18 protein-coding genes are annotated in these 22,134 nt (G+C 70.8%); 8 read left to right on the top strand and 10 right to left on the bottom strand.

Annotated elements, in window-relative coordinates; all coding sequences use genetic code 11:
* Positions 1-66 precede the first annotated feature (66 nt).
* Complete coding sequence (locus tag QF035_RS33185) at positions 67-822, bottom strand: hypothetical protein (protein WP_307524094.1); 756 nt, start codon at positions 820-822, stop codon at positions 67-69.
* A gap of 272 nt (positions 823-1,094) precedes the next feature.
* On the opposite strand from QF035_RS33185, the gene QF035_RS33180 reads away from it, so the two are divergent.
* The 3 genes from QF035_RS33180 to QF035_RS33170 all read left to right on the top strand — a co-directional run bounded on the left by QF035_RS33180 (position 1,095) and on the right by QF035_RS33170 (position 6,082).
* Positions 1,095-3,377: an ArnT family glycosyltransferase gene (locus tag QF035_RS33180; RefSeq protein ID WP_307524093.1), complete on the top strand. Its 2,283-nt coding sequence runs from the start codon at positions 1,095-1,097 to the stop codon at positions 3,375-3,377.
* Between the two features lie 237 nt (positions 3,378-3,614).
* The gene (locus tag QF035_RS33175; RefSeq protein ID WP_055616271.1) at positions 3,615-4,418 is read left to right on the top strand and encodes an endonuclease I family protein; all 804 of its coding nucleotides are present in this window, start codon (positions 3,615-3,617) and stop codon (positions 4,416-4,418) included.
* A 176-nt stretch (positions 4,419-4,594) separates the two neighbouring features.
* Positions 4,595-6,082 carry an FG-GAP-like repeat-containing protein gene (locus QF035_RS33170; RefSeq protein WP_307524091.1) on the top strand — a complete coding sequence of 496 codons (1,488 nt, stop codon included), beginning with the start codon at positions 4,595-4,597 and terminating at the stop codon, positions 6,080-6,082.
* Positions 6,083-6,167: 85 nt separating this feature from the next.
* On the opposite strand, the gene QF035_RS33165 is transcribed toward QF035_RS33170, so the two are convergent.
* The 3 genes from QF035_RS33165 to QF035_RS33155 all read right to left on the bottom strand — a co-directional run bounded on the left by QF035_RS33165 (position 6,168) and on the right by QF035_RS33155 (position 10,423).
* Positions 6,168-7,853: a thiamine pyrophosphate-binding protein gene (locus QF035_RS33165; protein WP_307524089.1), complete on the bottom strand. Its 1,686-nt coding sequence runs from the start codon at positions 7,851-7,853 to the stop codon at positions 6,168-6,170.
* Positions 7,850-8,851: an agmatinase gene (gene speB, locus QF035_RS33160; RefSeq protein ID WP_307524088.1), complete on the bottom strand. Its 1,002-nt coding sequence runs from the start codon at positions 8,849-8,851 to the stop codon at positions 7,850-7,852. The genes QF035_RS33165 and speB overlap by 4 nt, the downstream gene beginning before the upstream one ends.
* A 63-nt stretch (positions 8,852-8,914) precedes the next feature.
* On the bottom strand, positions 8,915-10,423 hold the full coding sequence (locus tag QF035_RS33155; RefSeq protein WP_307524086.1) for a sodium:solute symporter: 1,509 nt from the start codon (positions 10,421-10,423) through the stop codon (positions 8,915-8,917).
* Between the two features lie 249 nt (positions 10,424-10,672).
* Between QF035_RS33155 and QF035_RS33150 the strand changes: the two genes are divergently transcribed.
* Positions 10,673-12,382 carry a PucR family transcriptional regulator gene (locus tag QF035_RS33150; RefSeq protein WP_307524084.1) on the top strand — a complete coding sequence of 570 codons (1,710 nt, stop codon included), beginning with the start codon at positions 10,673-10,675 and terminating at the stop codon, positions 12,380-12,382.
* 200 nt (positions 12,383-12,582) lie between these two features.
* A complete protein-coding gene (locus tag QF035_RS33145) occupies positions 12,583-13,407 on the top strand; it encodes a phosphatase (RefSeq protein ID WP_307524083.1) in 825 nt (274 codons plus the stop codon).
* Between the two features lie 28 nt (positions 13,408-13,435).
* Here QF035_RS33145 and QF035_RS56300 read toward each other — a convergent pair whose 3' ends face one another.
* The 3 genes from QF035_RS56300 to QF035_RS33130 all read right to left on the bottom strand — a co-directional run bounded on the left by QF035_RS56300 (position 13,436) and on the right by QF035_RS33130 (position 16,247).
* Positions 13,436-14,497: a hypothetical protein gene (locus QF035_RS56300; protein WP_307524082.1), complete on the bottom strand. Its 1,062-nt coding sequence runs from the start codon at positions 14,495-14,497 to the stop codon at positions 13,436-13,438.
* A gap of 113 nt (positions 14,498-14,610) precedes the next feature.
* Complete coding sequence (locus tag QF035_RS33135) at positions 14,611-15,531, bottom strand: helix-turn-helix domain-containing protein (protein ID WP_307524080.1); 921 nt, start codon at positions 15,529-15,531, stop codon at positions 14,611-14,613.
* 161 nt (positions 15,532-15,692) lie between these two features.
* Complete coding sequence (locus QF035_RS33130; protein WP_307524078.1) at positions 15,693-16,247, bottom strand: ATP-binding protein; 555 nt, start codon at positions 16,245-16,247, stop codon at positions 15,693-15,695.
* A 154-nt stretch (positions 16,248-16,401) separates the two neighbouring features.
* Here QF035_RS33130 and QF035_RS33125 point away from each other — a divergent pair, with 154 nt between their 5' ends.
* Entirely contained in the window at positions 16,402-17,277 is an 876-nt protein-coding gene (locus QF035_RS33125) for a helix-turn-helix domain-containing protein (protein WP_307524076.1), read from the top strand.
* Entirely contained in the window at positions 17,274-17,483 is a 210-nt protein-coding gene (locus QF035_RS33120; protein ID WP_307524074.1) for a DUF397 domain-containing protein, read from the top strand. The genes QF035_RS33125 and QF035_RS33120 overlap by 4 nt, the downstream gene beginning before the upstream one ends.
* Positions 17,484-17,523: 40 nt before the next feature.
* Here QF035_RS33120 and tesB read toward each other — a convergent pair whose 3' ends face one another.
* The 3 genes from tesB to QF035_RS33105 form a co-directional block, all read right to left on the bottom strand.
* Entirely contained in the window at positions 17,524-18,396 is an 873-nt protein-coding gene (gene tesB, locus QF035_RS33115; RefSeq protein WP_307524072.1) for an acyl-CoA thioesterase II, read from the bottom strand.
* Between the two features lie 46 nt (positions 18,397-18,442).
* Positions 18,443-19,600, bottom strand: coding sequence for an acyl-CoA dehydrogenase family protein (locus QF035_RS33110; RefSeq protein WP_307531621.1), 1,158 nt, complete (start codon positions 19,598-19,600; stop codon positions 18,443-18,445).
* A gap of 109 nt (positions 19,601-19,709) precedes the next feature.
* Positions 19,710-20,300: an SACE_7040 family transcriptional regulator gene (locus QF035_RS33105; protein WP_307524070.1), complete on the bottom strand. Its 591-nt coding sequence runs from the start codon at positions 20,298-20,300 to the stop codon at positions 19,710-19,712.
* Positions 20,301-20,499: 199 nt separating this feature from the next.
* Here QF035_RS33105 and QF035_RS33100 point away from each other — a divergent pair, with 199 nt between their 5' ends.
* Positions 20,500-22,116, top strand: a complete 1,617-nt coding sequence (locus tag QF035_RS33100; protein ID WP_307524068.1) for a carboxyl transferase domain-containing protein — start codon at positions 20,500-20,502, stop codon at positions 22,114-22,116.
* Positions 22,117-22,134 lie beyond the last annotated feature (18 nt).

Genomic DNA, 22,134 nt, shown 5'->3' with positions numbered 1-22,134 from the left:
GAGTCGGCGCCGGCGGCCCTGGCGAGGGGCTGCCGGATCCCCTCGATGCTCGCGCGAGAGCCGCGGCTACTTCTGGGTGACCCGTTCGGCGATCCCCTTCTTGATCGTCACCTCGACCGTCAGGTTGCCTGCCTCGGCGGCGGCGTCCAGGTCATCTGCGGTGCACTTCTCGGCTTCCGCGGTCTCGGGGTCACCGCAGATGTCGCCGCCCTGGATCTCCGTGTCCTCGGCGACCCAGAAGGCACGCTCGCCGACCAGCAGCTTGCCGGGCGCCAGGAACGTCAGCTTGCCGGAGAACGTACCGTCCGAACCGGCCGGCGCCTCCGAGGAGTCGCCGCCCCCGCCCTCCGCGGCGAAGACCTTGGTCGCTATGCCCTTCTCGATCGACACCTCGGCCTTGGTGTTCCCGGCCTTGGCCGTGTCGTCCAACTGGTCGGCGGTGCAGTTCTCCGCCCCCGCGGTCTCGGGGTCACCACAGATCCCGGCGCCCTGGATCACCGTGTCCTCGGCGACCCAGAAGGCACGCTCCCCCACCAGCAGCTTGCCCGGCGCCAGAAACGTCAACGTGCCGGAGAACGTACCGTCCGAACCGGCCGGCGGCTCGGAGGAGTCGGCGCCACCGGAAGCCGCGGGAGAACCGGCAGTCGCCGAGGAGCTGGGAGAGGCCGAGGCACCGGCAGGAGAGGAGGCATCCGCGCCGGCGGAGTCCTCGGGGCCGCACGCGGTGAGGAACAGACCCGTGGCGGCCAGGAATCCTACGGCGGCGAGCGTACGGGAGCGGGTGCGGCTGAGCGACATGTCGGGGTGCCCTTTCGGCGTCATTGCTTGTTGATCTCAACACGTCAAACGCCGTACGCAGCAAGCGCGTTCATCGGCAGTCACTCCTGTTGCACAGCCGGTATGAACCGCCGGTAACTGTTACAGGGCGGCGCCCGCTGTGACCGTCCGACCCTGTTGCCGATCAGCTCCCTCCGTCTACGACCGTCCAGCCCTTTACGTGTTCATACGCTTCCATGGGCCCCCCTTCCCCCACTCACAGCCGGGCCCCAGGTTCACCACAGCCCTCGCCCACACCGCTTTCGCACGATGCACGCGTGACATCTGCCACCGATCCGTACCCCCACGCCCCCGAGGCCGCCCAGGCCGCCCCCGCAGCAGACCGGGCCGCCTCCTCCCCGCCTCCCGCCGAGACCGGCGCGCGGCCCGGGAAGCCACCCCGCTGGTCGCTTCCCGCGCTGATCGCGATCATGGTTCTGGCCGGGGTGCTGTACTCCTGGAACTTCTCCTCGTCCAGCCTGAACAGCTTCTACAGCGCCGCCGTGTACAGCGGTACGCAGAGCTGGAAGGCGTGGTTCTTCGGGTCGCTGGACGCGGGGAACTTCATGACCGTCGACAAGCCCCCCTTCGTACTCATGGTGATGGGGCTGTCCTGCCGGGTCTTCGGGTACGGCACCTGGCAGATGATGCTGCCGCTGGTCGCCTCCGCCCTCGGCACGATCTGGATCCTGCACGCGTCGGTCAAGCGGGTCTGGGGACACGGCGCCGCGGCTGTCGCCGCGCTCGTCCTCGCCCTCACCCCGATCACCGTCGCCATCAACCGGGACAACAACCCGGACACGCTGCTCGTCTTCCTGATGGTCGCGGGCGCCGCCCTGGCCCTGCGCGCCGTCCACAACGGCAGGCTGCTCCCCCTCGTCGGCTCGGCCGTCTGCTTCGGCCTCGCCTTCAACACCAAGATGCTCCAGGGGTACATCGCCCTGCCCGCCGTCTTCGCGGTCTACCTGTACGCGGCCCAGGGCGGCCTGCTGCGCCGGCTCCGCAACCTCGCGATCGCCGCGGTCGCCCTCGCCGTCTCCAGCTTCTGGTGGGCTGCGGCCGTGTCGCTGGTGCCCGCCTCCGACCGGCCGTACATCGGCGGCTCGACGGACGGCACCGCCTGGAACCTGATCATGGGCTACAACGGCCTGGGCCGCGTCTTCGGCGGCGAGGGCAACGGCGGCGGTGGAGGCGGTGGCGGAGGCGGCTTCTCCGGGACCGCCGGGATCGGCCGGATGTTCAACGAGGTGCTCGGCGGACAGATCTCCTGGCTGCTCCCCTTCGCCGGCGTCGCGCTCGTCGGCGGCCTCGTGCTGCGCGGCGGCGTTCCTCGTACGGATCTGACGCGGGCCGCACTGGTCCTGTGGGGCGGCTGGACCGCCCTGCACTACCTCACCTTCAGCCTCGCCGAGGGCACGATGCACCCCTACTACACGACCGCTCTCGCCCCCGGCATCGCGGCGCTGTGCGGAGGCGGCGGGCTGATGCTCCTGCACGCCTTCCGGACCGACAAGAAGTGGCTGTGGGTCCTGCCCGCCGCGTTCGCCGCGACTGGCATCTGGGCCGTCGTATTGCTGCGCCGGGCCACCGACTGGAACTCCTGGCTGTGGCCGACCGTCGCCGTGGTGATGGTCCTGGCGATCGTCGGGCTCCTCCTCTTCCGGTCGGGCCGGCGCGTACGGCTGCTCGCCGTCGCCCTGACCGCGGCCGTCGCCGCCTCCCTCGCCGGACCGACCGCGTACGCGGCCTCGGTGACCGCGGGTTCGGGCGGCGGCATGAGCGGTACGAACCCGACGGCCGGCCCCACCACGGGCGGCGGCATGGGCGGCGGACCCGGCGGCGGTGGCGGCGGTGGCCGGGGCGGCTTCCCCGGCGGCGGTGGCGGCCAGGCACCGGGCGGCCGGCAGCAGGGCGGTCAGCAGGCGGGCGGCGAGGCCCCGGGCGGCGGCCAGCAGCAAGGCGGCCAGGAGCAGGGCGGCACCCCGCCGAACGGCACCGCGGGCACCGGCGAGCAGGGCGGCGACACCACCTCCCGGCCCGGCGGCATGGGCGGAGGCGGTGCCATGGTCGGCGGACCCGGCGGCGGCGCCGACAGCGCGATGGCCTCGTACCTGGAGAAGCACCGTGACGGCGCCAAGTGGCTGGTGGCGGTGTCCAGTTCGCAGAGCGCGGCCCAGCTGATCGTCAGCACGAAGCAGCCCGTCATCTCCATGTGGGGCTGGTCCGGCAGCGACAAGGCCATGACCCTCGCCAAGCTGAAGGAGCTCGTGAAGAAGGGCGAGCTGCACTACATCGTGCTCGGCGGCGGCATGGGCGGAGGCGGCGGTGGCAGGGGCGGCGGCGACAGCGCCGGCTCCGAGGTGACCGCATGGGTGCAGGAGCACGCGACGGTGGTGAGGGCGAGCGAGTACGGCGGCACCGACTCCTCCGACGCCGACTCGGACTCCGGCTCCGGCTCCGGCACCTCGGACAGCTCCGAGACCGGCTCCGACGCCGCCGGCTCCCAGACGTCCCAGAACACCCAGGCGCTCTACCGTCTGGACGCCTCGGACGTCAACTAGGGCAAACCCTCCCCCGATTGGGGAGAACCCTCGCTCTTCGCAGCCCCTGGACCGGCAACGGCCAGGGGTTGCGTCGTATGCGAGAACGTCACACAAACGCCTCCTCCCGGTTACACGAGCGACCCCATGTCCATGTCACGCTCCCGATTGACCGAAGTGTCAACACGCGTAGAACGCGGGCCCGTTGAGCTGGATCCCGCGTCCCGGCGCGTGCCGTTCCCGGGAAAGGGCACCCCCATGTCCGTTGCGCACAAAGGCAGTTGGAAGGCGCTGGCGGTAGGCGTTTCCGCCGTCCTCGTCGGCCTCACGCTCCCGACGGTAGCCGCGACCCCCGCCGCGGCGACGACCACCGCGTACGACGACACGTACTACGCGGGCGCGATCGGCAAGACCGGCACGGCCCTCAAGAGCTCACTGCACTCGATCATCAGCGACCAGACCGCGATCTCGTACTCCGCGGTCTGGAACGCGCTCAAGGTCACCGACCAGGACCCGAACAACAGCAGCAACGTGGTCCTGCTGTACTCCGGCATCTCGCGGAGCAAGACCCTCAACGGCGGCGCGACCGGCAACTGGAACCGCGAGCACACGTGGGCCCAGTCGCACGGCGACTTCGGCACCTCGGCCGGCCCCGGTACCGACCTGCACCACCTGCGCCCCGAGGACGTCCAGGTCAACAGCATCCGCGGCAACAAGGACTTCGACAACGGCGGCAGCAGCTTCACCAACAGCGGCGGCAGCCTCACCGACTCGAACTCCTTCGAGCCCCGCAGCGCCGTCAAGGGCGACGTGGCCCGCATGATCCTCTACATGGCCGTCCGTTACGAGGGCGACGACGCCTGGGAGGACCTGGAGCCCAACGACGCCGTCACCAACGGCAGCGTCCCCTACCACGGCCGCCTCTCGGTCCTGAAGCAGTGGAACGAGGCGGACCCGCCCAGCGCCTTCGAAGAGCGCCGCAACGAGCTCATCTACTCGAACTACCAGGGCAACCGGAACCCGTTCATCGACCACCCCGAGTGGGTCGAGGCGATCTGGTAGACCGACGGTGACCCGCGCTGAACTCCCTGTGACAGAAAGGGAGTTCAGCGCCACACCTGTCCCCTCGGTTACGAACCCATGACATTGGGGCGTACAACCGGGGGCGCTCCGATCGAGTCGAACTGACTGAACGCGGCATTCCGCGTGCAGAACCGACCGACTCGAAAGGCTTACGTATGTCCCGAGCACACCGCCGAACTCGTACCGCGCTCACCGCACCCCTGGCAGCCGCGGTGCTGCTCGCCGGAGGATTCGGCGCCATGGCCCTCACCGGGGCCTCGGCGCAGGCGGCCACCGGGTCCGCGGACGCGCAGGACGACTTCAACGGCGACGGCTACGCCGACCTGGTCGTGGGAGCCCCCAACGCCACGATCTCGAGCAAGGCCAAGGCGGGCTATGTAGCCGTCACGTACGGCTCCGCCAGTGGCGTCTCAGCCTCCAACAAGAAGCTCATCAGCCGCTCCACCAGCGGCGTTCCCGGCTCCGCCGTCGCGAGCGAACACTTCGGGACCAACTTCACCAAGGGTGACCTCGACGGCGACGGCTTCAGCGACCTGGTGATCTCGGGCGGCAAGGCCGGCTCCGTCATCCTGTGGGGCTCCGCCTCCGGACTCACCGGCGGCACGGCGATAGCCGGGTACGGCCAGTCCCCCACGACCGGTGACTTCGACGGCGACGGCAAGACGGACCTCGCCCTGTTCGAGCAGGTGTCCTCCTTCGGCGACGAAGCCCCCAGCAGCGCCGCCGCCGTGTGGAAGGGCCCGATCTCGCGAACCGGCACGCCCACCGCCGTCCTGCCCGTCCTGGACAAGTCCCTGTGGTGGGGCTACGACGCCGACGACGCCTCCTGCGCCACCAACGGCGGCTGCGAGGAGGACGCCGACTCCATCAGCGGCCCCTACACCTCCACCGAGACCGGTGACGTCAACGGTGACGGCAAGGACGACATCGTTGTCTGGGAGTACAAGGGCGACGGCGTCTACGGCAACCGCCTGCTCCTCGGTGGCGGCAGCACGGGCTTCAAGGGCGGCTGGGTCCCCGGTGAGGCCGCCGGCAACAGGACGGGCACCGGTGTCGGGGACGTCGACAACGACGGCTTCGACGACGTCGTGGTCGGCAACGACTGGGGCAGCGGCACCGTCAAGGTCGCTCTCGGTTCGGCCACCGGCCTGTCCTCGGACCGCGTCCAGACCTTCAACCAGGACAGCCCCGGGTTCCCCGGAGTCGAGGAGGAGGAGGACGAGATCGGCGCGTCGGTCTCGGTCGCGGACGTCACGGGTGACGGCTACGCCGACATCGCGCTCGGCATCCCGGGCGAGGACATCGGCGACATCTACGACGCCGGCTCGATCGCCCTGGTCCCCGGCAGCGCCTCCGGCGCCACGGGCGCCGGAACGAAGACCTTCCATCAGGACACCGCCGGTGTCCCCGGAGTCGCCGAGAACAGCGACGAGTTCGGTGTGAGCACCTCTCTCCTGGACCTCAACGGCGACGGTCACTCCGACCTCGCGGCCGGTTCCACGGCCGAGAACGCCCAGAACGGCGCGGTCTGGGTGCTGAAGGGCACGGCGAGCGGCCTCACCACCACGTCGTCGTTCGCGTTCGGCGCCGGTGACCTCGGCGCGCCCGCCACGGCGGCGCACTTCGGCGCGTACCTGCGCTGAGCGAGCGGTCCACGGACATGACGGTGGGGCGGCCTCGTGCCGCCCCACCGTCATGTCCGGGCCGGATCTCCGGGTCAGGGGCGGTTCAGCCCAGGTGCGTAGGCGCGAACATCCGCAGCAGCGCCGGCAGCACGACCACCGAAGGGCCGGGCGTGGCAAGGGACTTGGCGAGGTCGTCGGCGAGGGTGTCCGGGGTGGTCCGTACGCCGGGGACGCCGAAGGACTCGGCGAGCGCCACGTAGTCGGGGCGGGACAGTTCCGTCGCCGTGGCCTGGCCGAAGGCGTCGGTCATGTACTCGCGCAGGATGCCGTAGCCGCCGTCGTCGACGATGAGCCAGGTCACGTCGAGGTTGTGCTGCCTGGCGGTGGCGAGTTCGGCGATGGAGTACAGCGCGCCGCCGTCGCCGGAGACCGCGAGGACGGGGTGGGTCGGGTCGGCGACCGCGCCGCCGATGGCCGCCGGGAAGGCGTAGCCGAGGCCGCCCGCGCCCTGGGCGGAGTGCATGGTGTTCGGCCGGCGGGCATCGAAGGCGGACCAGGCCCAGTAGGCGAGGATCGTCATGTCCCAGAAGCTGGCCGACCGGTCGGGCAGGGCCTCGCGTACGGCGGCCAACACCCTTTGTTCCAGGGTGAGTTCCTGGGCGTCGATGCGCTCGCGGACGAGGTCGAGGACGGTCCGTACGCGGTCCGCGGCGTCCGCGTCCTCCCGTACGGGCACGGTTTCGAGGAGCGCCGACAGGGCGAGGCGGGCGTCCGCGTGGATGCCGAGGGCCGGGTGGTTGGACTCCAGTTTGCCGAGGTCGGCCTCGATCTGGATGACGCGGCCGCGGGGCTTGAACGTGTAGTAGTTCGAGGAGAGTTCGCCGAGGCCCGAGCCGACGACGAGCAGGACGTCGGCGTCCTCCAGGAAGTCCGTGGTGTGCCGGTCCTCCAGCCAGGACTGGAGGGAGAGCGGGTGGTTCCAGGGGAAGGCGCCCTTGCCGCCGAAGGTGGTGACGACGGGCGCGTTCAGCCGCTCGGCGAGCTGCCGCAGCTTGCCGGACGCGTCGGACCGTACGACTCCGCCGCCCGCGATGATCGCGGGGCGGGCCGCCTTCGAGAGCAGGTCGGCGGCCACGGCGGTCAGTTCGGGGCGGGGCGGGAGGTCGTGGGGCGCGGCGTCCGCGGCCGTGACGACGGGCAGTGACGTCTCGGCGAGCAGCACGTCCTGCGGGATCTCGACCCAGACCGGGCCGTGCGGGGCGGTGAGCGCCGATTCCCAGGCCTCGGCGATCGCGGAGGGGATCTGCGACTGCGTACGGACCGTGTGGACGGACTTCACGACGCCCCTGAACGAGGCCTGCTGGTCCGGGAGTTCGTGCAGATAGCCGTGCCGTCCGCCGCCGAGTCCCGCGCTGGGGATCTGGCTGCTGACGGCGAGGACGGGGGCGCTCGCGGCCGCCGCCTCCTGGAGCGCGGCCAGCGAGGTCAGCGCGCCGGGGCCGGTCGACAGGAGCAGCGGGGCGGCCTCGCCGGTGATCCGGCCGTACGCGTCGGCCGCGAACCCGGCGTTGTTCTCGACCCGCAGGCCGATGTAGGCGAGGTCGGAGCGGCGCAGCGCGTCGAACATGCCGAGCGCGTGCTGGCCGGGCAGGCCGAAGACGGTGGTCGCGCCGAGACCGGTGAGGGTCTCCACGACCAGGTCTCCGCCGTTGCGTCCGGGGGGCGGGTTGAGTGCGGCCTCCGTCTGCGCGACGGTCGGGCGGAGCACCAGGTCGTGGTCGTGGGTCACTTGGCGTCGGTCTCCTCGGGCGCCTGCGCGTTCTTCTCACGGGCCTGCGCGATCTGGCGGGACATGATGGTGGTGAGTTCGTACGCCGTGTGGGACGCGGCGACGGAGGTGATCTCGGCGTGATCGTACGCGGGCGCGACCTCGACGACGTCGGCGGAGACCAGGTGGCAGGAGGCCAGGCCGCGCAGGATCTCCAGGAGTTCGCGCGAGGTCATGCCGCCGGCCTCGGGGGTGCCGGTGCCGGGCGCGTGGGCCGGGTCGAGGCAGTCGATGTCGATGGAGATGTAGAGCGGGCGGTCGCCGATGCGCCGGCGAAGCTGGTCGGCGACCTCGTCGGCGCCGCGCCGGTAGATGTCGGCGGAGGTGACGATGCCGAAGCCGAGCTTCTCGTCGTCGGTGAGGTCCTGCCGGCCGTAGAGCGGGCCGCGCGTGCCGACGTGGGAGAGGGCCTCCGTGTCCAGGATCCCCTCCTCGACGGCCCGGCGGAACGGGGTGCCGTGGGTGTACTCGGCGCCGAAGTACGTGTCCCAGGTGTCGAGGTGCGCGTCGAAGTGGAGCAGCGCGACCGGGCCGTGCTTCTTGGCGACCGAGCGCAGCAGCGGCAGCGCGATGGTGTGGTCGCCGCCGAGGGTCATCAACCGGGCGCCGGTGCCGAGGAGTTCGTCGGCGGCGCCCTCGATGGTCTCGACGGCCTCGTTGATGTTGAACGGGTTCGCGGCGATGTCGCCGGCGTCCGCGACCTGGGCGAGGGCGAAGGGCGAGGCGTCCTGGGCCGGGTTGTACGGGCGCAGGAGCCGGCTAGCCTCGCGGATCGCGTTGCCGCCGAAGCGGGCTCCGGGCCGGTACGAGACGCCCGCGTCGAACGGCACACCGACGACGGCGACGTCGGTGGTGCCGACCTCGTCGAGCCGGGGCAGCCGGGCGAAGGTCGCCGGTCCCGCGAACCGTGGCACGCGGGACGAGTCGACGGGGCCGCGGGGCGTCTCGTAACTGCTCATGGGGGTAATGCCTTCTTTCCTGCGATTCACACGCTTCATCGCGTATGTGCTGCTTCTCCGACTCTACTGGTGAGCCGGAACCGATTCGGACACGGGTTCGGAGGCGCGGCCCGCGAGCCGCTCGCGCCAGGCGGCGAGGACCGCCGCGTCGGTCGCCGGGGTGGCCAGCGAGACGATCACGTAGACGGCCAGGGAGGAGAGGAGCCCGTAGTAGATGGGTTCGTTGGCGAGGATTCCGTAGGACGCCATCAGGCCGATCACCGCGAGGCCGCCGACCACGACGGCGGCGAGGGCGCCCTGGGCGGTGCCGCGCTTCCAGAGCAGACCGCCGAGGATGGGCACGAGGAGACCGCCGACGAGCAGGTTGTACGCGACGGTCAGGGCCTCGATGACGTTGTTGAGCGCGATCGCCGTACAGATCACCGCGACGCCCATGATGAGGATGAAGGCGCGGTTGCCCCTGACCTCGTCGCGCTCCTCGTCGGAGGCGGTGGTGTCGGAGGCGGTGGTGTCGGAGGCGGTGCTGTCGGAGGCGGTGGTGACGGCTCCGCGCAGCCGCGACCAGATGTCGTTGTTGGCGACGGTCGCGCAGGCGATGAGGGCCCCGGAGGACGTCGACATCACGGCGGCGAGGGCGGCGGCGAGGACCAACCCCCGCACACCGATGGGCAGTTCGTCCTTCACGATGGTCGCGAAGGCGTCGTCCGGGCTGCCCAGCTTCGGGTAGAGGACCTTGGCCGCCGTGCCGATGACGGCACCGGCGAGCGCGTAGACCAGGCAGTACGTGCCCGCGACCGTGCCACCCCACCTGGCCGTCGTGTCGCTGCGCGCGGTGAACACGCGCTGCCAGATGTCCTGCCCGATCAGCATGCCGAACGTGTAGATCAGCACGTACGTGAAGATCGTCTCGCCCCCGATGCCCAGCGGGTCGAAGTACTCGGTGGGCAACTGCGCCTTCATCTCGCTGAACCCGCCGGCCTTGACGACGGCGATCGGGAGCAGGAGCAGCAGCACACCGATGGTCTTGACGACGAACTGCACCATGTCGGTGAGGGTGATCGACCACATGCCGCCGAGCGTCGAGTACGCGACGACGATCGAACCGCCGAGGATGATCGCGACCGTACGGTTCATGTCGAAGAGGACGTCGAAGATCGTGGCGTACGCGATGGTCGACGTGACCGCGAGCATGAGGGTGTACGCCCACATGACGACGCCGGAGATGACACCGGCCCGGCCGCCGTACCGGAGATCCAGCATCTCGGAGACGGTGTAGACCTTCAGCCGGGCGATGCGGGCCGAGAAGAAGACGGAGAGGGCGAGGAGACCGAGACCGATGGTGAAGACCATCCAGGCACCGGAGAGCCCGTACTGGTAGCCGAGGCCGACGCCGCCGATGGTGGACGCGCCGCCGAGGACGATCGCGGCCATGGTGCCGGAGTACATCGTCGGGCCGAGCCGCCGCCCGGCGACCAGGAACTCGCTCTTGGACTTGGCGCGGCGCATGCCCCACCAGCCCATGGCCAGCATGCCGACCAGATAGACGACGATCACTGTGTAGTCGACGGCCATTGGGGGCTCCTCTTCGCGCGTTCGGTGGCGTGTCGTGCGTGTGGGTGATGGGGCTTCGCCGGTGACTGACGGCTCACGTGTCCGCATGGCGACTTCGCATGGCGTGTTCGCTTGACGTGTTCGCTTGACGTGTTCGTGTGGCCGGTTCGCGGGGACATCCGCCCGTACCCGCGGCCTCCGGTGGGGACGACCCTAGGTGGCCGGAAAGCAACGAAGAAGTGTACGTTTCATCCACAGTCACCGGATCCGATGGAGGAAACGTCCACCATGCCGGACCCTGCCGTTCCAGGCCCCGCCCCTGCCGTCCCACCCACACCTCCCGTCCCTCTCGCCGCACTGCTGGCCCGGGAGGACCTCGGCCTGCGGCAGATCGCGGGACCCCAGGATTCGGCCACGGTGATCCACTGGGCGCACACCTCGGAGATGGCGGACCCGTACCCGTATCTGCTCGGCGGCGAGCTGCTGCTCACGGCAGGAGTGCACGTGCCGGAGGCGGCGGGCTCGGGCACCTACTTCGACGACTACGTCTCCCGGATCGTCGAGGCGGGCGGCGCCGCCCTCGGCTTCGGCGTGGCCCCGGTGCACGACACGGTCCCGCGCGCCCTCGTCGTGGCCTGCGACGACTACGGGCTGCCCCTCGTGGAGGTCCCGCCCCGCACGACCTTCTCCGGCGTGGCCCGGGCGGTCTGGCAGCTCATGGCCCAGGCCCGCCACACCGAACTCCGCCGCGTCACGGAGGCCCAGCAGAGCCTGGCCGCCGCCGCGGCCCGCCCGGACCCGGTCCCGTCGGTCCTGCGCCAGCTCGCCCAGCGGGTGGGCGGCCGGGCCGCGCTGTACGCCCCGGACGGCGGGGAGGTGGCTTCGGCGGGGCGGATGCCGGGTGCGGCGGGTGCGGGCGGGGGCTTGCGCGCGGGCGCGGGCGCGGGCCTGAGCCCGGGTGTCGGCGCGGGTGGGGGCCCGAGCCCGGGCGCCGGCGCGGGTGCGGGACCGAGCCCGGGTGCGGAGGTGAGCGAGGCGCTGGCCGGGCTGGTGGCGGTGGTGCGGCCGGCCACCGAGGACGGTTCCGGGACAGGGGGCGGTTCTGGGGCAGGGGGCAGATCCGGTTCCGACGGCAGCTCGACGGCCGGCCCCAGCCCTTCCCCCTCTCCCTCCTCCGCGAGTGACACCGCCGCAGGGGTCCACCTCGCGGCGTACGCCCTCGGCACCGGGCAGGGCTTCGTGCTGGGCGTGGCCGCCCCGCGCCGCGATCCCGGCGACCACACGATCGCGTCCGTGGGCGCGGTACTCCTCTCCCTCCTCACCGGCGAGCACCAGAGCAGCACGGGTGCCGCGCGCTCCTCGGCCCTGGTACGGCTGCTCCTCGGCGCCGCTCCGGATGAGGTCGCGCCGCTGCTGGGCGGGGGTGAGCGCTGGGTGGTGGTGCACGCACGGCCGGACGGTCCGGCGCCGGACGCCGTCACCGCGTCCGCGCTGGGGGCGGCGCTCGGTTCGGCACTGGTGGATGTGGACGGTGACGTCGTACGGGTCCTCGTGCCCGCGGGCCACCGTGAACTCGCCGCTCAACCGGGCTGGACATGCGGCGCCAGCGCCCCGGTCGGCCCGCAGGAGTGGGCGTCCGCGGACACACAGGCGGGCCGTGCCCTGTCCCGTGCGAGAGCGACCCGGGCCCGTCTGGTCCGCCACGGCGAACACCCGGGCCTCGCCGACCTGGTCCCGCCGTCCGAGGCCGCGGCTCACGCCCGTACGGTGCTGGCCCCCATCGCCGCGAACCCGGCCCTCACGGAGACCCTCCGCACCTGGCTCTCCCTCCACGGCAGCTGGGACCGCACGGCGGTAGCCCTCTCCGTCCACCGCAACACGGTCCGCCAACGCATCGCCCGCTGCGCGACCCTGCTTTCCACGGACCTGGACGACCCGGACGTACGCATGGAGCTGTGGTTCGCGCTGCGGCACGCGTAAGCGGCTCTTCGGCCTGAGAAGCAGGGGCGCAGCCCCGCTTCTCAGGGGCGCGGGGAACTGCGCGACAAGCCCCCACCCACCCGCACCCGACACACAACCCCACTCCACGCCCTCCACCCCGCCCCAAACCCCGAGTGACCCATGTCCCACGGTTCGATACACCGGGGCCACCAAGCGGAGCGCACCGGCAGAATGGGGGCATGCCGATACCCGGGACCCCCAGCCGCGCCGACCTTGTCGACCACCTCGTACGGACGCGTATCGCGGGCGACGTAGCCACCCCCCGCGAGAACAACCTCTCCCACTACCGCAAGCTGGCGAACGGCGACCGCAACTACTGGCTCGGCCTGGAGCTCGGCGACCGCTGGACCGACGAGCAGGACGTCCTGGCGGTGATGGCCGAGAGGTGCGGCGTGAACGACGACCCGGAGTACCGCTACGGCCAGGACACCATCGACCCGGACCTGACGGTCGACGCCCTGGAGCGGATGGCCGGCCGGCTGCGCAAGGCGGCCGCGGGCAAGCAGCGCGTGCTGTTCGCGACGGGCCACCCGGGCGGCCTCCTCGACGTGCACCGCGCAACCGCCGCCGCGCTGCGCTCCGCCGGCTGCGAGATCGTCGTGATCCCGGACGGCCTCACCACGGACGAGGGATACGTCTTCCAGTTCGCGGACGTCGCGGTCCTGGAACACGGCGCGACCCTGTGGCACACCCACTCGGGCGAGCCGATGCGCGCGATCCTGAAGGGCCTGGAAAGCGCGGGCCGCCCGCTGCCCGACCTGGTCGTCGCCGACCACGGCTGGGCCGGTTGCGCGGGCCAGCTGGGCATCGACTCCATGGGCTACGCCGACTGCAACGACCCGGCCCTGTTCCTCGCGGAGTCCGAGGGCACGGTCCAGGTGACCGTCCCCATGGACGACCACGTCACGAGCCCCCGCCACTACGACCCGATGACGGCGTACCTGCTGGACGCAGCGGGCCTCATGGACACCGAACCCGACGCAGAAGACACAGACACAGACTGAGCCCTTGTGTGCGGCACAAGGCAGTCCGTCAGGGCCGGCCGTCGCCGCTCATCGCGGCACCTCCGGGTGTCTGTGTACCGGCTCGGCGTTTCGTGTCGAGGTCCGTGGGCTGATCGACCGTGAAGATGTCCTCAGCCACCGGGGCGGTGACGGCACGCCGGAGCCAGTGGCGCAGGATCTCGGGGTCGCCGCAGCCGGTGATGCGCTCACGGGCATCCTCAGGGACATCGATGCCGCGCTCCGCCAGGACGGCCAGGACGTCCTCGCTTGCGCGGCGCGCCTCGCCCTCCGCAAGGCCCTCCGCAAGGCCCTCCGCAAGGCCCTCCGCAAGGCCTTCCGCAAGGCCTTCCGCAAGGCCCTCTGCAAGGCCCTCCGCCAAGGCCTTCGACCGGGCCTCCTCGCGGACTTCTTCAAAGAGGGGCGACTTGTAGAAAGAAAGGTCCACGGCCACTAGTTTCCTCCAAAGTGCTGCGGCAGGCAGCTTGCCCAGGCCCTGTGAGATGAATTCGATGACGGGGTTCTTGACGGCGTCCGGTGTGTCCCGCAGGACGGTCGTCATTGCTTTGAGTATGGCCCCGATGTCCGGGTTCCTGGCGTGGGTGATCGCACACAGCGTCGCGAGTGCGAGGTCCTTGCGGGCCTCGGCGGGGTCGGTGATCACCGGCATGTTGTGCGGGCCCGCGACCAGCGGGCGCAGGGTGAGCAAAGGCCACTGCCGAGGGCCGAAGTGCACCGGTCGCGCTGCCCATTCGGCGGTCGCGAGGTCCTGGCAGACGACGAGCAGTATCGGCTGCAACCGGTACTTCGTGAGCAGGTACGAAGCGTAATACGCCCAGCTCGCGGGCTTGTCGGGGTCCTTCTTGCCCTGGGCTTCGACGGCGAGGAGCAGCGGCTCGTCGTCCTCTGTCTCCAGCCGCAGCAGTGTGTCGACGCGACGTTCGAGCGGACGGGCCTCTGTGAGGTCGGTCGGCAGGACGGTGAACGAGGTGGGTGAGCCGAAATCGACGCCCAGCACCTCGGAGACCCGGGAGAAGAGATCCGGGTGCTCTTGGAAGATGCGGTGCATCGCCTCGTGGGGCGAGCTGACCATACGGGTTCCTGTCTGGGCGAGGTGGGGTGGTACGGCAAGTCCATTGCTTCAGGTACCTGCCTGGGCCGTTCGTGCGGTGAGCGCGGGGAGTGCCGAGCCGCGGGTGGGCGCCGTCAGGTGAACGCTGGGACGGGTTGCCGGAACTCGCGGCAGTCGCGACAGCGGCCGGGCTCAGGTCCGCGGAAGGCGCGGTCGCAGCCGTCGCAGTTGCGGAGGGGGTGCCTCACGGGCGGGGGCGATTCGGGGGCGCGATACGGAGGTAGGGGCGGGAGTTGGGCCGCGAGGCGGTGGGCCAGGAAGGCGGCCGGGCGACGCAGAGGCTCGACCGGCAGGTCGTTGGCCAGGGCGTGGCGTACGGCGGTCGGGGTGAGGTCGCGCTCCAGCCAGGCGGCGACTCCGGGGGCGAGGTGTTCGGCGTCGGTGGCGGGCAGGAAGAGGCGGGGGTCTTCGCGGCGGAGGCCCGCCAGGACGTCGATGGCCGTCCGGAGGAGGGCCGGGGAGGCGTACGCGGGCTTCGGTACGGCGGGGAGGGCACGGCGTGGGGGCTGCTTCCGCTGCTCGGCCGCCCGCCTGGCCTGAGGCCTGGCCTGAGGTTTGACCCAGCCCTTGGATTCGTCGTCGGAAGCGTCCCCGTGTCGCCCCGGCTGGTTGCAGGAGACCGTGCGGGTGACGATCCGCCCGCTCTCCGTGCGTTCGCGGGTGCGGCGCAGGTAGCCGTGGGTCTCCAGTTCGCGCAGGGCGGCGGCGATACGGGTCGACCCCTCGGGGAAGCGGGCGGCGAGGGTCTTGATGTCTGCGCGGGCGCCGGTGGGGAGCGACTGGATGTGGACGCCGAGTCCGATGGCCAGCCCTGACAGCTCCGGGTGCTGGGCGAGGTGGTTGCCGACGACCGTGAAACGGGTGGTGTGGCGGGAGTTGTCGTGCACGATGCCGCCGCCCGGGTGGGTGTTCGCGCGGGCGCTCCGGGGCGGGTGGTTTCTGCCCGCGGTACGGGTCTGGGCGTGCGGGCGCACGCTAGTGTTCTGCGTATCCATCGGGAAGGTGCTTCTTCCTCTGTGGTCAGGCCCTCGCATTGGGATTGCCGTCCCGGCGGGGGCCGTCGCATGTCTGCGGTCGTGTGGCTGCTGCGGTTGTGTGGTGCCGCGCTGAGCGTAGAGCAGCCAACCTGTCCCGAAGCCAGCCGAGTTGGTGATGTTCACTCGCCCGAGTGAGCGCCCGCCGTGGGCGGGAGGGGTGGGGCTTGGTGGGGTTTCTTTCCGCCTCGTGTTTCTTTGGGAAGAGCGCCAGACCCACCGGAACACACGCCCTCAGGCTCCGGTGAGTGCGGTGCCAGGTCGAGCTCCGCCCATACGGTTTTTCGGGGGACGGGGCCCAGTTCGACGCCCCAGCGGTCCGCGAGGGCCTCGACGAGGAGCAGGCCGCGTCCGGACTCGGTGTCGGGGGACGGGTGGCGGTGGCGCGGGAGGTCGTCGCCGCGTGTATCCGTCACCTCGATGCGGAGAGTCTCACCGCGGGCCAGGAGGGCGAGACGGAAGTCCCGCCCGGGGAGGCGGCCGTGGGTGGCGGCGTTCGCGGCGAGTTCGGCGACCAGGTGCTCTGCGGTCTCGGTCACGCCGTACGGCAGGTCCCAGGTACGCAGCCACTCCGCGCCCAGGAGCCGGGCGAGGCGGGCGCCGCGTGGCGTGGGCGACAGCAACACGCTGAAGTGACGGGTGGGGGTGTCGAGTTGGGTGGACCTTTCCTTGTTCACGTCACTGAGCGTGGCGGCGCGTGCTTACCGTGACCAGTGACGACGCCGATGCGTACGGTGACTGTCCGGAGCTTGTCCACTGCTGTCCGGGCTGTCGGTACCGGCCGTGGGGGTACGGGCGTTGCGGCACGGAAGTACGACGGAGGGGTGCGCTATGTCGGTGGACGGCGAGGTACGACGGCTCAAGAGCGAGGCGGACGAGCCGGGTTGGGAGGTCGACCCGGACGACGACTGGGGAGTGGCGGTCGTCGCGACCGTGGGGCGGCAGCTCAGGCTGCGGCGGGAGGCGGTGGGGATGCGGGCCGCCGAGTTCGGGGCGGCGGTGGGGTACGGGGAGGACCTGGTCTACAAGATCGAGGGCGGCAGGCGGATCCCCCGGGGCGAGTATCTGGACAGGGCGGACGAGGTGTTGGGGGCGGGTGGGTTGCTCTCAGCGATGAAGGAGGATGTGGCGAAGGTTCGGTACCCGAAGCAGGTACGGGACTTGGCGCAGATGGAGGCCAGAGCGGTTGAGCTGGGCGTGTACGTCGGGCTCAGCATCCACGGCCTGTTGCAGACACCTGAGCATGCGCGAGCCCTGTTCGAGGCTTGGCAGCCCGCGTACTCGCCCGAGGAGGTGGAGCGCATGGTGACCGCTCGTATGGCGCGGCAGTCCATCTTCGAGCGCTCGCCTGCACCCGCGCTGAGCTTCGTCCAGGAAGAGGCGACACTCCGCCGTCCCGTCGGAGGCACAATGGTGTGGCGTCAGCAGCTCGAACATCTGCTGGAGGTGGGGCGGTTGCGTAACGTCACGCTTCAGGTGATGCCGACGAACGCGGAGGCTCACCCAGGGCTGGACGGGAAGATCGAAGTGCTGAAGTTCGCGGACGGCACAGCGGTCGGCCGCTCCGACGGTGCGTACAGCGGCCGACCGACCTCCGATCCGAAGCAGTTGCGGATCCTGGAGCTGCGGTATGGCACCATCCGGGCTCAGGCTCTTACCCCACGGGAGTCGCTGGCCTTCATCGAGCAACTGCTGGGAGAGACATGATCCGCAAGGCTTCTGCCGGAGACAGCTCCGAGCTGGGGTGGTTCAAGAGCAGCTACAGCGACGGCCCTGACGGCAACTCCTGCGTCGAGATCGCCCTCGCCCCCAGCACGGTGCACGTCCGCGACTCCAAGAACGTGGATGGGGCTCAGCTCGCGCTTGCGCCGGAAGCGTGGGCGGACTTCGTGGCGTACACGTCGAGGAGCTGACCTCACCGCTCCTAGACCAGGACCAGGACCAGGCCCAGGATCACCGAGGAACCCGTACAACCCCCTCCTGGATCACCGTGACCGCCAGCCGCCCGTCCTGCGTGTAGATACGGGCCTGGCCGAGGCCCCGGCCGCCGGACGCGGACGGTGACTCCTGGTCGTACAGGAGCCATTCGTCGGCGCGGAACGGGCGGTGGAACCACATCGCGTGGTCCAGGGAGGCGCCGACGACGTCCCCCGTGACCCAGCCGCCGCGTCCGTGGGCGAGCAGTACGGAGTCGAGGAGCGTCATGTCGGAGACGTACGTGGCGAGGCAGACGTGCAGGAGCGGATCGTCCGCGAGCTTGCCGTTGGCGCGGAACCACACCTGGGAACGCGGCTCGCGAGCCTCCCCGACGCTGGCGAACGGCGGCGCGTCGACGTAACGGAGGTCGACGGCCTCACGGGCCTCCAACAGCCGTTCCACGACACCCTGTTCGCGATACAGGTCCGCGTACCGCGGCAGCAGCTCGGCCGCCGTCGGCAGGGTCTCCGGATCGGGCGCGGGCGGCATGTCGGCCTGGTGCTCCATGCCCTCCTCGTACGTCTGGAAGGACGCGGAGAGGTGGAAGATCGGCTGCCCGTGCTGGACGGCGACCACCCGGCGGGTCGTGAAGGACCGGCCGTCGCGGATCCGGTCGACGGTGTAGACGATCGGCGCGCCCGCGTCCCCGGCGCGCAGGAAGTACGCGTGCAGCGAGTGGGCGAACCGGTCGTCGGGGACCGTACGCCCCGCGGCGACCAGTGCCTGCGCGGCGACCTGCCCGCCGAAGACGCGGGGGACGACGGCGAACCGGGACTGGCCGCGGAAAATGTCCTGCTCGATCTGCTCGAGGTCGAGCAGATCGAGCAGGGCTTCAAGTGCCTGACTCATGTGTCAGTTGTACCGTGCAGTGATTTCTCGGATGGTTTCCCGGGCCTTACAGACCCATGTCCTTGGCGATGATCGACTTCATGATCTCGCTGGTACCGCCGTAGATGCGGTTGACCCGGTTGTCCGCGTACAGGCGGGCGATCGGGTACTCGTTCATGAAGCCGTAGCCGCCGTGCAGCTGGAGGCAGCGGTCGATGACGCGGTGCGCGACCTCGGTGCAGAAGAGCTTCGCGGACGCGGCCTCGGCGGGGCTGAGTTCGCCCGCGTCCAGGGCTTCGAGCGAGCGGTCGGCGACGGCCTGCGCGGCGTCCACCTCGGCCTGGCAGGCGGCCAGTTCGAACTTGGTGTTCTGGAAGTGCGAGACCGGCTTGCCGAAGATGGTCCGCTCCAGCACGTACTCCTTGGCGAACCGGACGGCCGCCGCGGCCTGCGCGTACGCGCCGAACGCGATGCCCCAGCGCTCGGAGGGCAGGTTGCCGCCGAGGTAGTAGAAGCCCTTGTTCTCCTCGCCGAGGAGGTCCTCGACGGGCACCTTCACGTCGACGAACGCCAGCTCGGCGGTGTCGGAGGTCTTCAGCCCGAGCTTGTCGAGCTTGCGGCCCACCGAGTAGCCCTCGGCCTTGGTGTCCACGGCGAAGAGGGAGATGCCGAAGCGGCGGTCCTCGGCCGTCGGCGCGGACGTACGGGCGCAGACGATCACGCGGTCGGCGTGCACACCACCGGTGATGAAGGTCTTGGCGCCGTTGAGGACGTAGTGCGAGCCGTCCTCGGAGAGCTTCGCGGTGGTCTTCATGCCCGCGAGGTCGGAGCCGGTGCCCGGCTCGGTCATCGCCAGCGCCCACATCTCCTCGCCGGAGACGAACTTCGGCAGGAAGCGCTTCTTCTGCTCGTCGGTGGCGAGCGCCTTGATGTAGGGCAGGCCCAGCAGCACGTGCACACCGGAGCCGCCGAAGGAGACACCCGCGCGGGCCGTCTCCTCGTACATCACGGCCTCGAACTTGTACGAGTCGATGCCGGCGCCGCCGAACTCCTCGTCCACGCGGATGCCGAAGACGCCCAGCTCGGCGAGCTTGTAGTAGAAGTCGCGCGGCGCCTGGCCGGCCGCGAACCACTCGTCGTAGACGGGGACGACCTCGGCCTCGATGAAGGCCCGGAGGGTCTCCCGGAACGCCTCGTGATCCTCGTTGAACACCGTACGGCGCACCGCCGCCACCTCCACCTGGCTCATGAGTCCATGTCTAAGCGCTTGCTCAGAACATCACCGTACCGGCGAGTAGGCGGCAGCGTCCAGAGGAGCACCCGCGTAACGCTCGTCACGCTGCGGCGGCCGAGAAGGCGCCTCTCGCCATGCGATGGAGCAGCTCCGCCGTGCCCGCGCGGCCCGGGAGTGCGCCGGGGCGGCCCAGGTGAGGGGTGGAGTTCAGCAGCCCGAACACCGAGTGCACCGCCGAGCGGACCGCCGGTTCGGCCAGCCCCGGATAGACCTCGCGGACGACCTCCACCCACAGCTCGACGTACTGCCGCTGCAGCTGCCGCACCAGCTTGCGGTCGCTTTCCCGGAGGCGGTCCAGCTCACGGTCGTGCAGGGTGATCAAGGGACGGTCGTCGAGCGCGAAGTCGATGTGCCCCTCGATGAGCGAGTCGAGGAGCGCCTCCGGGTTCCCGTCGGACTCCGCCAGCCGGCGCTTGCCGCCGGTCAGCAGCTGCCCGCTGATCCCCACCAGCAGCTCGGCGAGCATCGCGTCCTTGCCCGGGAAGTGCCGGTACAGGCCGGGGCCGCTGATGCCGACCGCCGCCCCTATCTCGTCGACCCCGACGCCGTGGAAACCGCGCTCGGCGAAGAGCCGCGCGGCCTCCTTGAGGATCTGCTCGCGGCGGGTGGGGGCGTCGGTTCTCGTGGCCATGGACGCAATTCTAGACAGGGAGGTTAGCGCTCGTTAACCTGGAGGAAACGCGTTAACGCTCATTAACTTGGTTCATGGCCCACAGCAACTCGGCTCATGGGCCGGCGACAGCTTGGTTCATGCGCAAGCGACAGCTTGGTTCATGGGCGACGACGGCTTGGTTCATGGACCGGTGACCACCGGGTGAGGGGACCGCAGAATGCACGAGGCACCGGAGCTGACGACCGCGGGGGACCCCGCGGCGGAGGCCTGGCGGGCCAACGAGGAGGCGCACCGCACGCTCGTCGACGAGCTGCGGGGCAAGCTGGCCGCGGCCCGTCTCGGCGGCGGTGAGCGGGCCCGCGCCCGGCACACCGCCCGCGGCAAGCTGCTGCCGCGCGACCGCGTGGACACGCTCCTCGACCCCGGCTCGCCCTTCCTGGAGCTGGCCCCGCTGGCGGCCGACGGGATGTACGAGGGGCAGGCCCCGGCCGCGGGCGTCATCGCCGGGATCGGCCGGGTGAGCGGCCGCGAGTGCGTGGTGATCGCCAACGACGCCACGGTCAAGGGCGGCACGTACTACCCGATGACGGTGAAGAAGCACCTGCGCGCCCAGGAGGTGGCGCTGGAGAACCGCCTCCCCTGTGTGTACCTGGTGGACTCGGGCGGCGCCTTCCTCCCCATGCAGGACGAGGTCTTCCCCGACCGCGAGCACTTCGGGCGGATCTTCTACAACCAGGCCCGGATGTCGGGGGCCGGCATCCCGCAGATCGCGGCCGTCCTCGGCTCGTGCACGGCCGGCGGGGCGTACGTCCCGGCGATGAGCGACGAGGCCGTGATCGTGCGGAACCAGGGCACGATCTTCCTCGGCGGCCCGCCCCTGGTGAAGGCCGCCACCGGCGAGGTCGTCACGGCGGAGGAACTTGGCGGCGGCGAGGTCCACTCCCGCGTCTCCGGCGTCACGGACCACCTCGCGGAGGACGACGCGCACGCGCTGCGGATCGTCCGGACCATCGTCTCCACACTCCCCGACCGCGGCCCCCTCCCCTGGTCGGTCACACAGGGCATCGAGCCGAAGGTGGACCCGGCCGGGCTGTACGGCGCGGTGCCGGTGGACTCGCGCACCCCCTACGACGTGCGCGAGGTCATCGCGCGCGTCGTCGACGGCTCGCGCTTCGCCGAGTTCAAGTCCGAGTTCGGGCAGACCCTCGTCACCGGCTTCGCCCGGATCCACGGCCACCCGGTCGGCATCGTCGCCAACAACGGCATCCTGTTCTCCGAGTCCGCCCAGAAGGGCGCCCACTTCATCGAGCTGTGCGACCAGCGCGGCATCCCGCTGGTGTTCCTGCAGAACATCTCGGGCTTCATGGTGGGCCGTCAGTACGAGGCCGGGGGCATCGCCAAGCACGGCGCCAAGATGGTCACGGCCGTCGCCTGCACACGCGTACCGAAGCTGACGGTGGTGGTCGGCGGGTCGTACGGCGCGGGCAACTACTCGATGTGCGGCCGGGCGTACTCCCCGCGCTTCCTGTGGATGTGGCCGAACGCCAAGATCTCGGTCATGGGCGGTGAGCAGGCCGCCTCGGTCCTCGCGACCGTCAAGCGCGACCAGTTGGAGGGGCGCGGCGAGTCCTGGCCGGCGGAGGACGAAGAGGCCTTCAAGGACCCGATCCGCGCCCAGTACGAGACCCAGGGCAACGCCTACTACGCCACCGCCCGGCTCTGGGACGACGGTGTGATCGACCCGATGGAGACCCGGCAGGTGCTGGGACTCGCTCTGACGACTTGCGCGAACGCCCCGCTGGGTGACCCCCAGTTCGGCGTCTTCCGGATGTGAGGGGACAGACGTGAGGGG

It is taken from the genome of Streptomyces umbrinus, assembly GCF_030817415.1.
GTDB lineage: Bacteria > Actinomycetota > Actinomycetes > Streptomycetales > Streptomycetaceae > Streptomyces > Streptomyces umbrinus_A.
This window is presented reverse-complemented; position numbering and strand designations above follow the sequence as displayed.

What these genes read in the sequence shown, in the direction of transcription:
- QF035_RS33185 (WP_307524094.1), bottom strand. Translation starts at nt 822, where the DNA reads ATGACGCCGAAAGGGCACCCCGACATGTCGCTCAGCCGCACCCGCTCC.
- QF035_RS33175 (WP_055616271.1), top strand. Translation starts at nt 3,615, where the DNA reads ATGTCCGTTGCGCACAAAGGCAGTTGGAAGGCGCTGGCGGTAGGCGTT.
- QF035_RS33170 (WP_307524091.1), top strand. Translation starts at nt 4,595, where the DNA reads ATGTCCCGAGCACACCGCCGAACTCGTACCGCGCTCACCGCACCCCTG.
- speB (WP_307524088.1), bottom strand. Translation starts at nt 8,851, where the DNA reads ATGAGCAGTTACGAGACGCCCCGCGGCCCCGTCGACTCGTCCCGCGTG.
- QF035_RS33155 (WP_307524086.1), bottom strand. Translation starts at nt 10,423, where the DNA reads ATGGCCGTCGACTACACAGTGATCGTCGTCTATCTGGTCGGCATGCTG.
- QF035_RS33150 (WP_307524084.1), top strand. Translation starts at nt 10,673, where the DNA reads ATGGAGGAAACGTCCACCATGCCGGACCCTGCCGTTCCAGGCCCCGCC.
- QF035_RS33145 (WP_307524083.1), top strand. Translation starts at nt 12,583, where the DNA reads ATGCCGATACCCGGGACCCCCAGCCGCGCCGACCTTGTCGACCACCTC.
- QF035_RS56300 (WP_307524082.1), bottom strand. Translation starts at nt 14,497, where the DNA reads ATGGTCAGCTCGCCCCACGAGGCGATGCACCGCATCTTCCAAGAGCAC.
- QF035_RS33135 (WP_307524080.1), bottom strand. Translation starts at nt 15,531, where the DNA reads ATGGATACGCAGAACACTAGCGTGCGCCCGCACGCCCAGACCCGTACC.
- QF035_RS33125 (WP_307524076.1), top strand. Translation starts at nt 16,402, where the DNA reads ATGTCGGTGGACGGCGAGGTACGACGGCTCAAGAGCGAGGCGGACGAG.
- QF035_RS33120 (WP_307524074.1), top strand. Translation starts at nt 17,274, where the DNA reads ATGATCCGCAAGGCTTCTGCCGGAGACAGCTCCGAGCTGGGGTGGTTC.
- tesB (WP_307524072.1), bottom strand. Translation starts at nt 18,396, where the DNA reads ATGAGTCAGGCACTTGAAGCCCTGCTCGATCTGCTCGACCTCGAGCAG.
- QF035_RS33105 (WP_307524070.1), bottom strand. Translation starts at nt 20,300, where the DNA reads ATGGCCACGAGAACCGACGCCCCCACCCGCCGCGAGCAGATCCTCAAG.
- QF035_RS33100 (WP_307524068.1), top strand. Translation starts at nt 20,500, where the DNA reads ATGCACGAGGCACCGGAGCTGACGACCGCGGGGGACCCCGCGGCGGAG.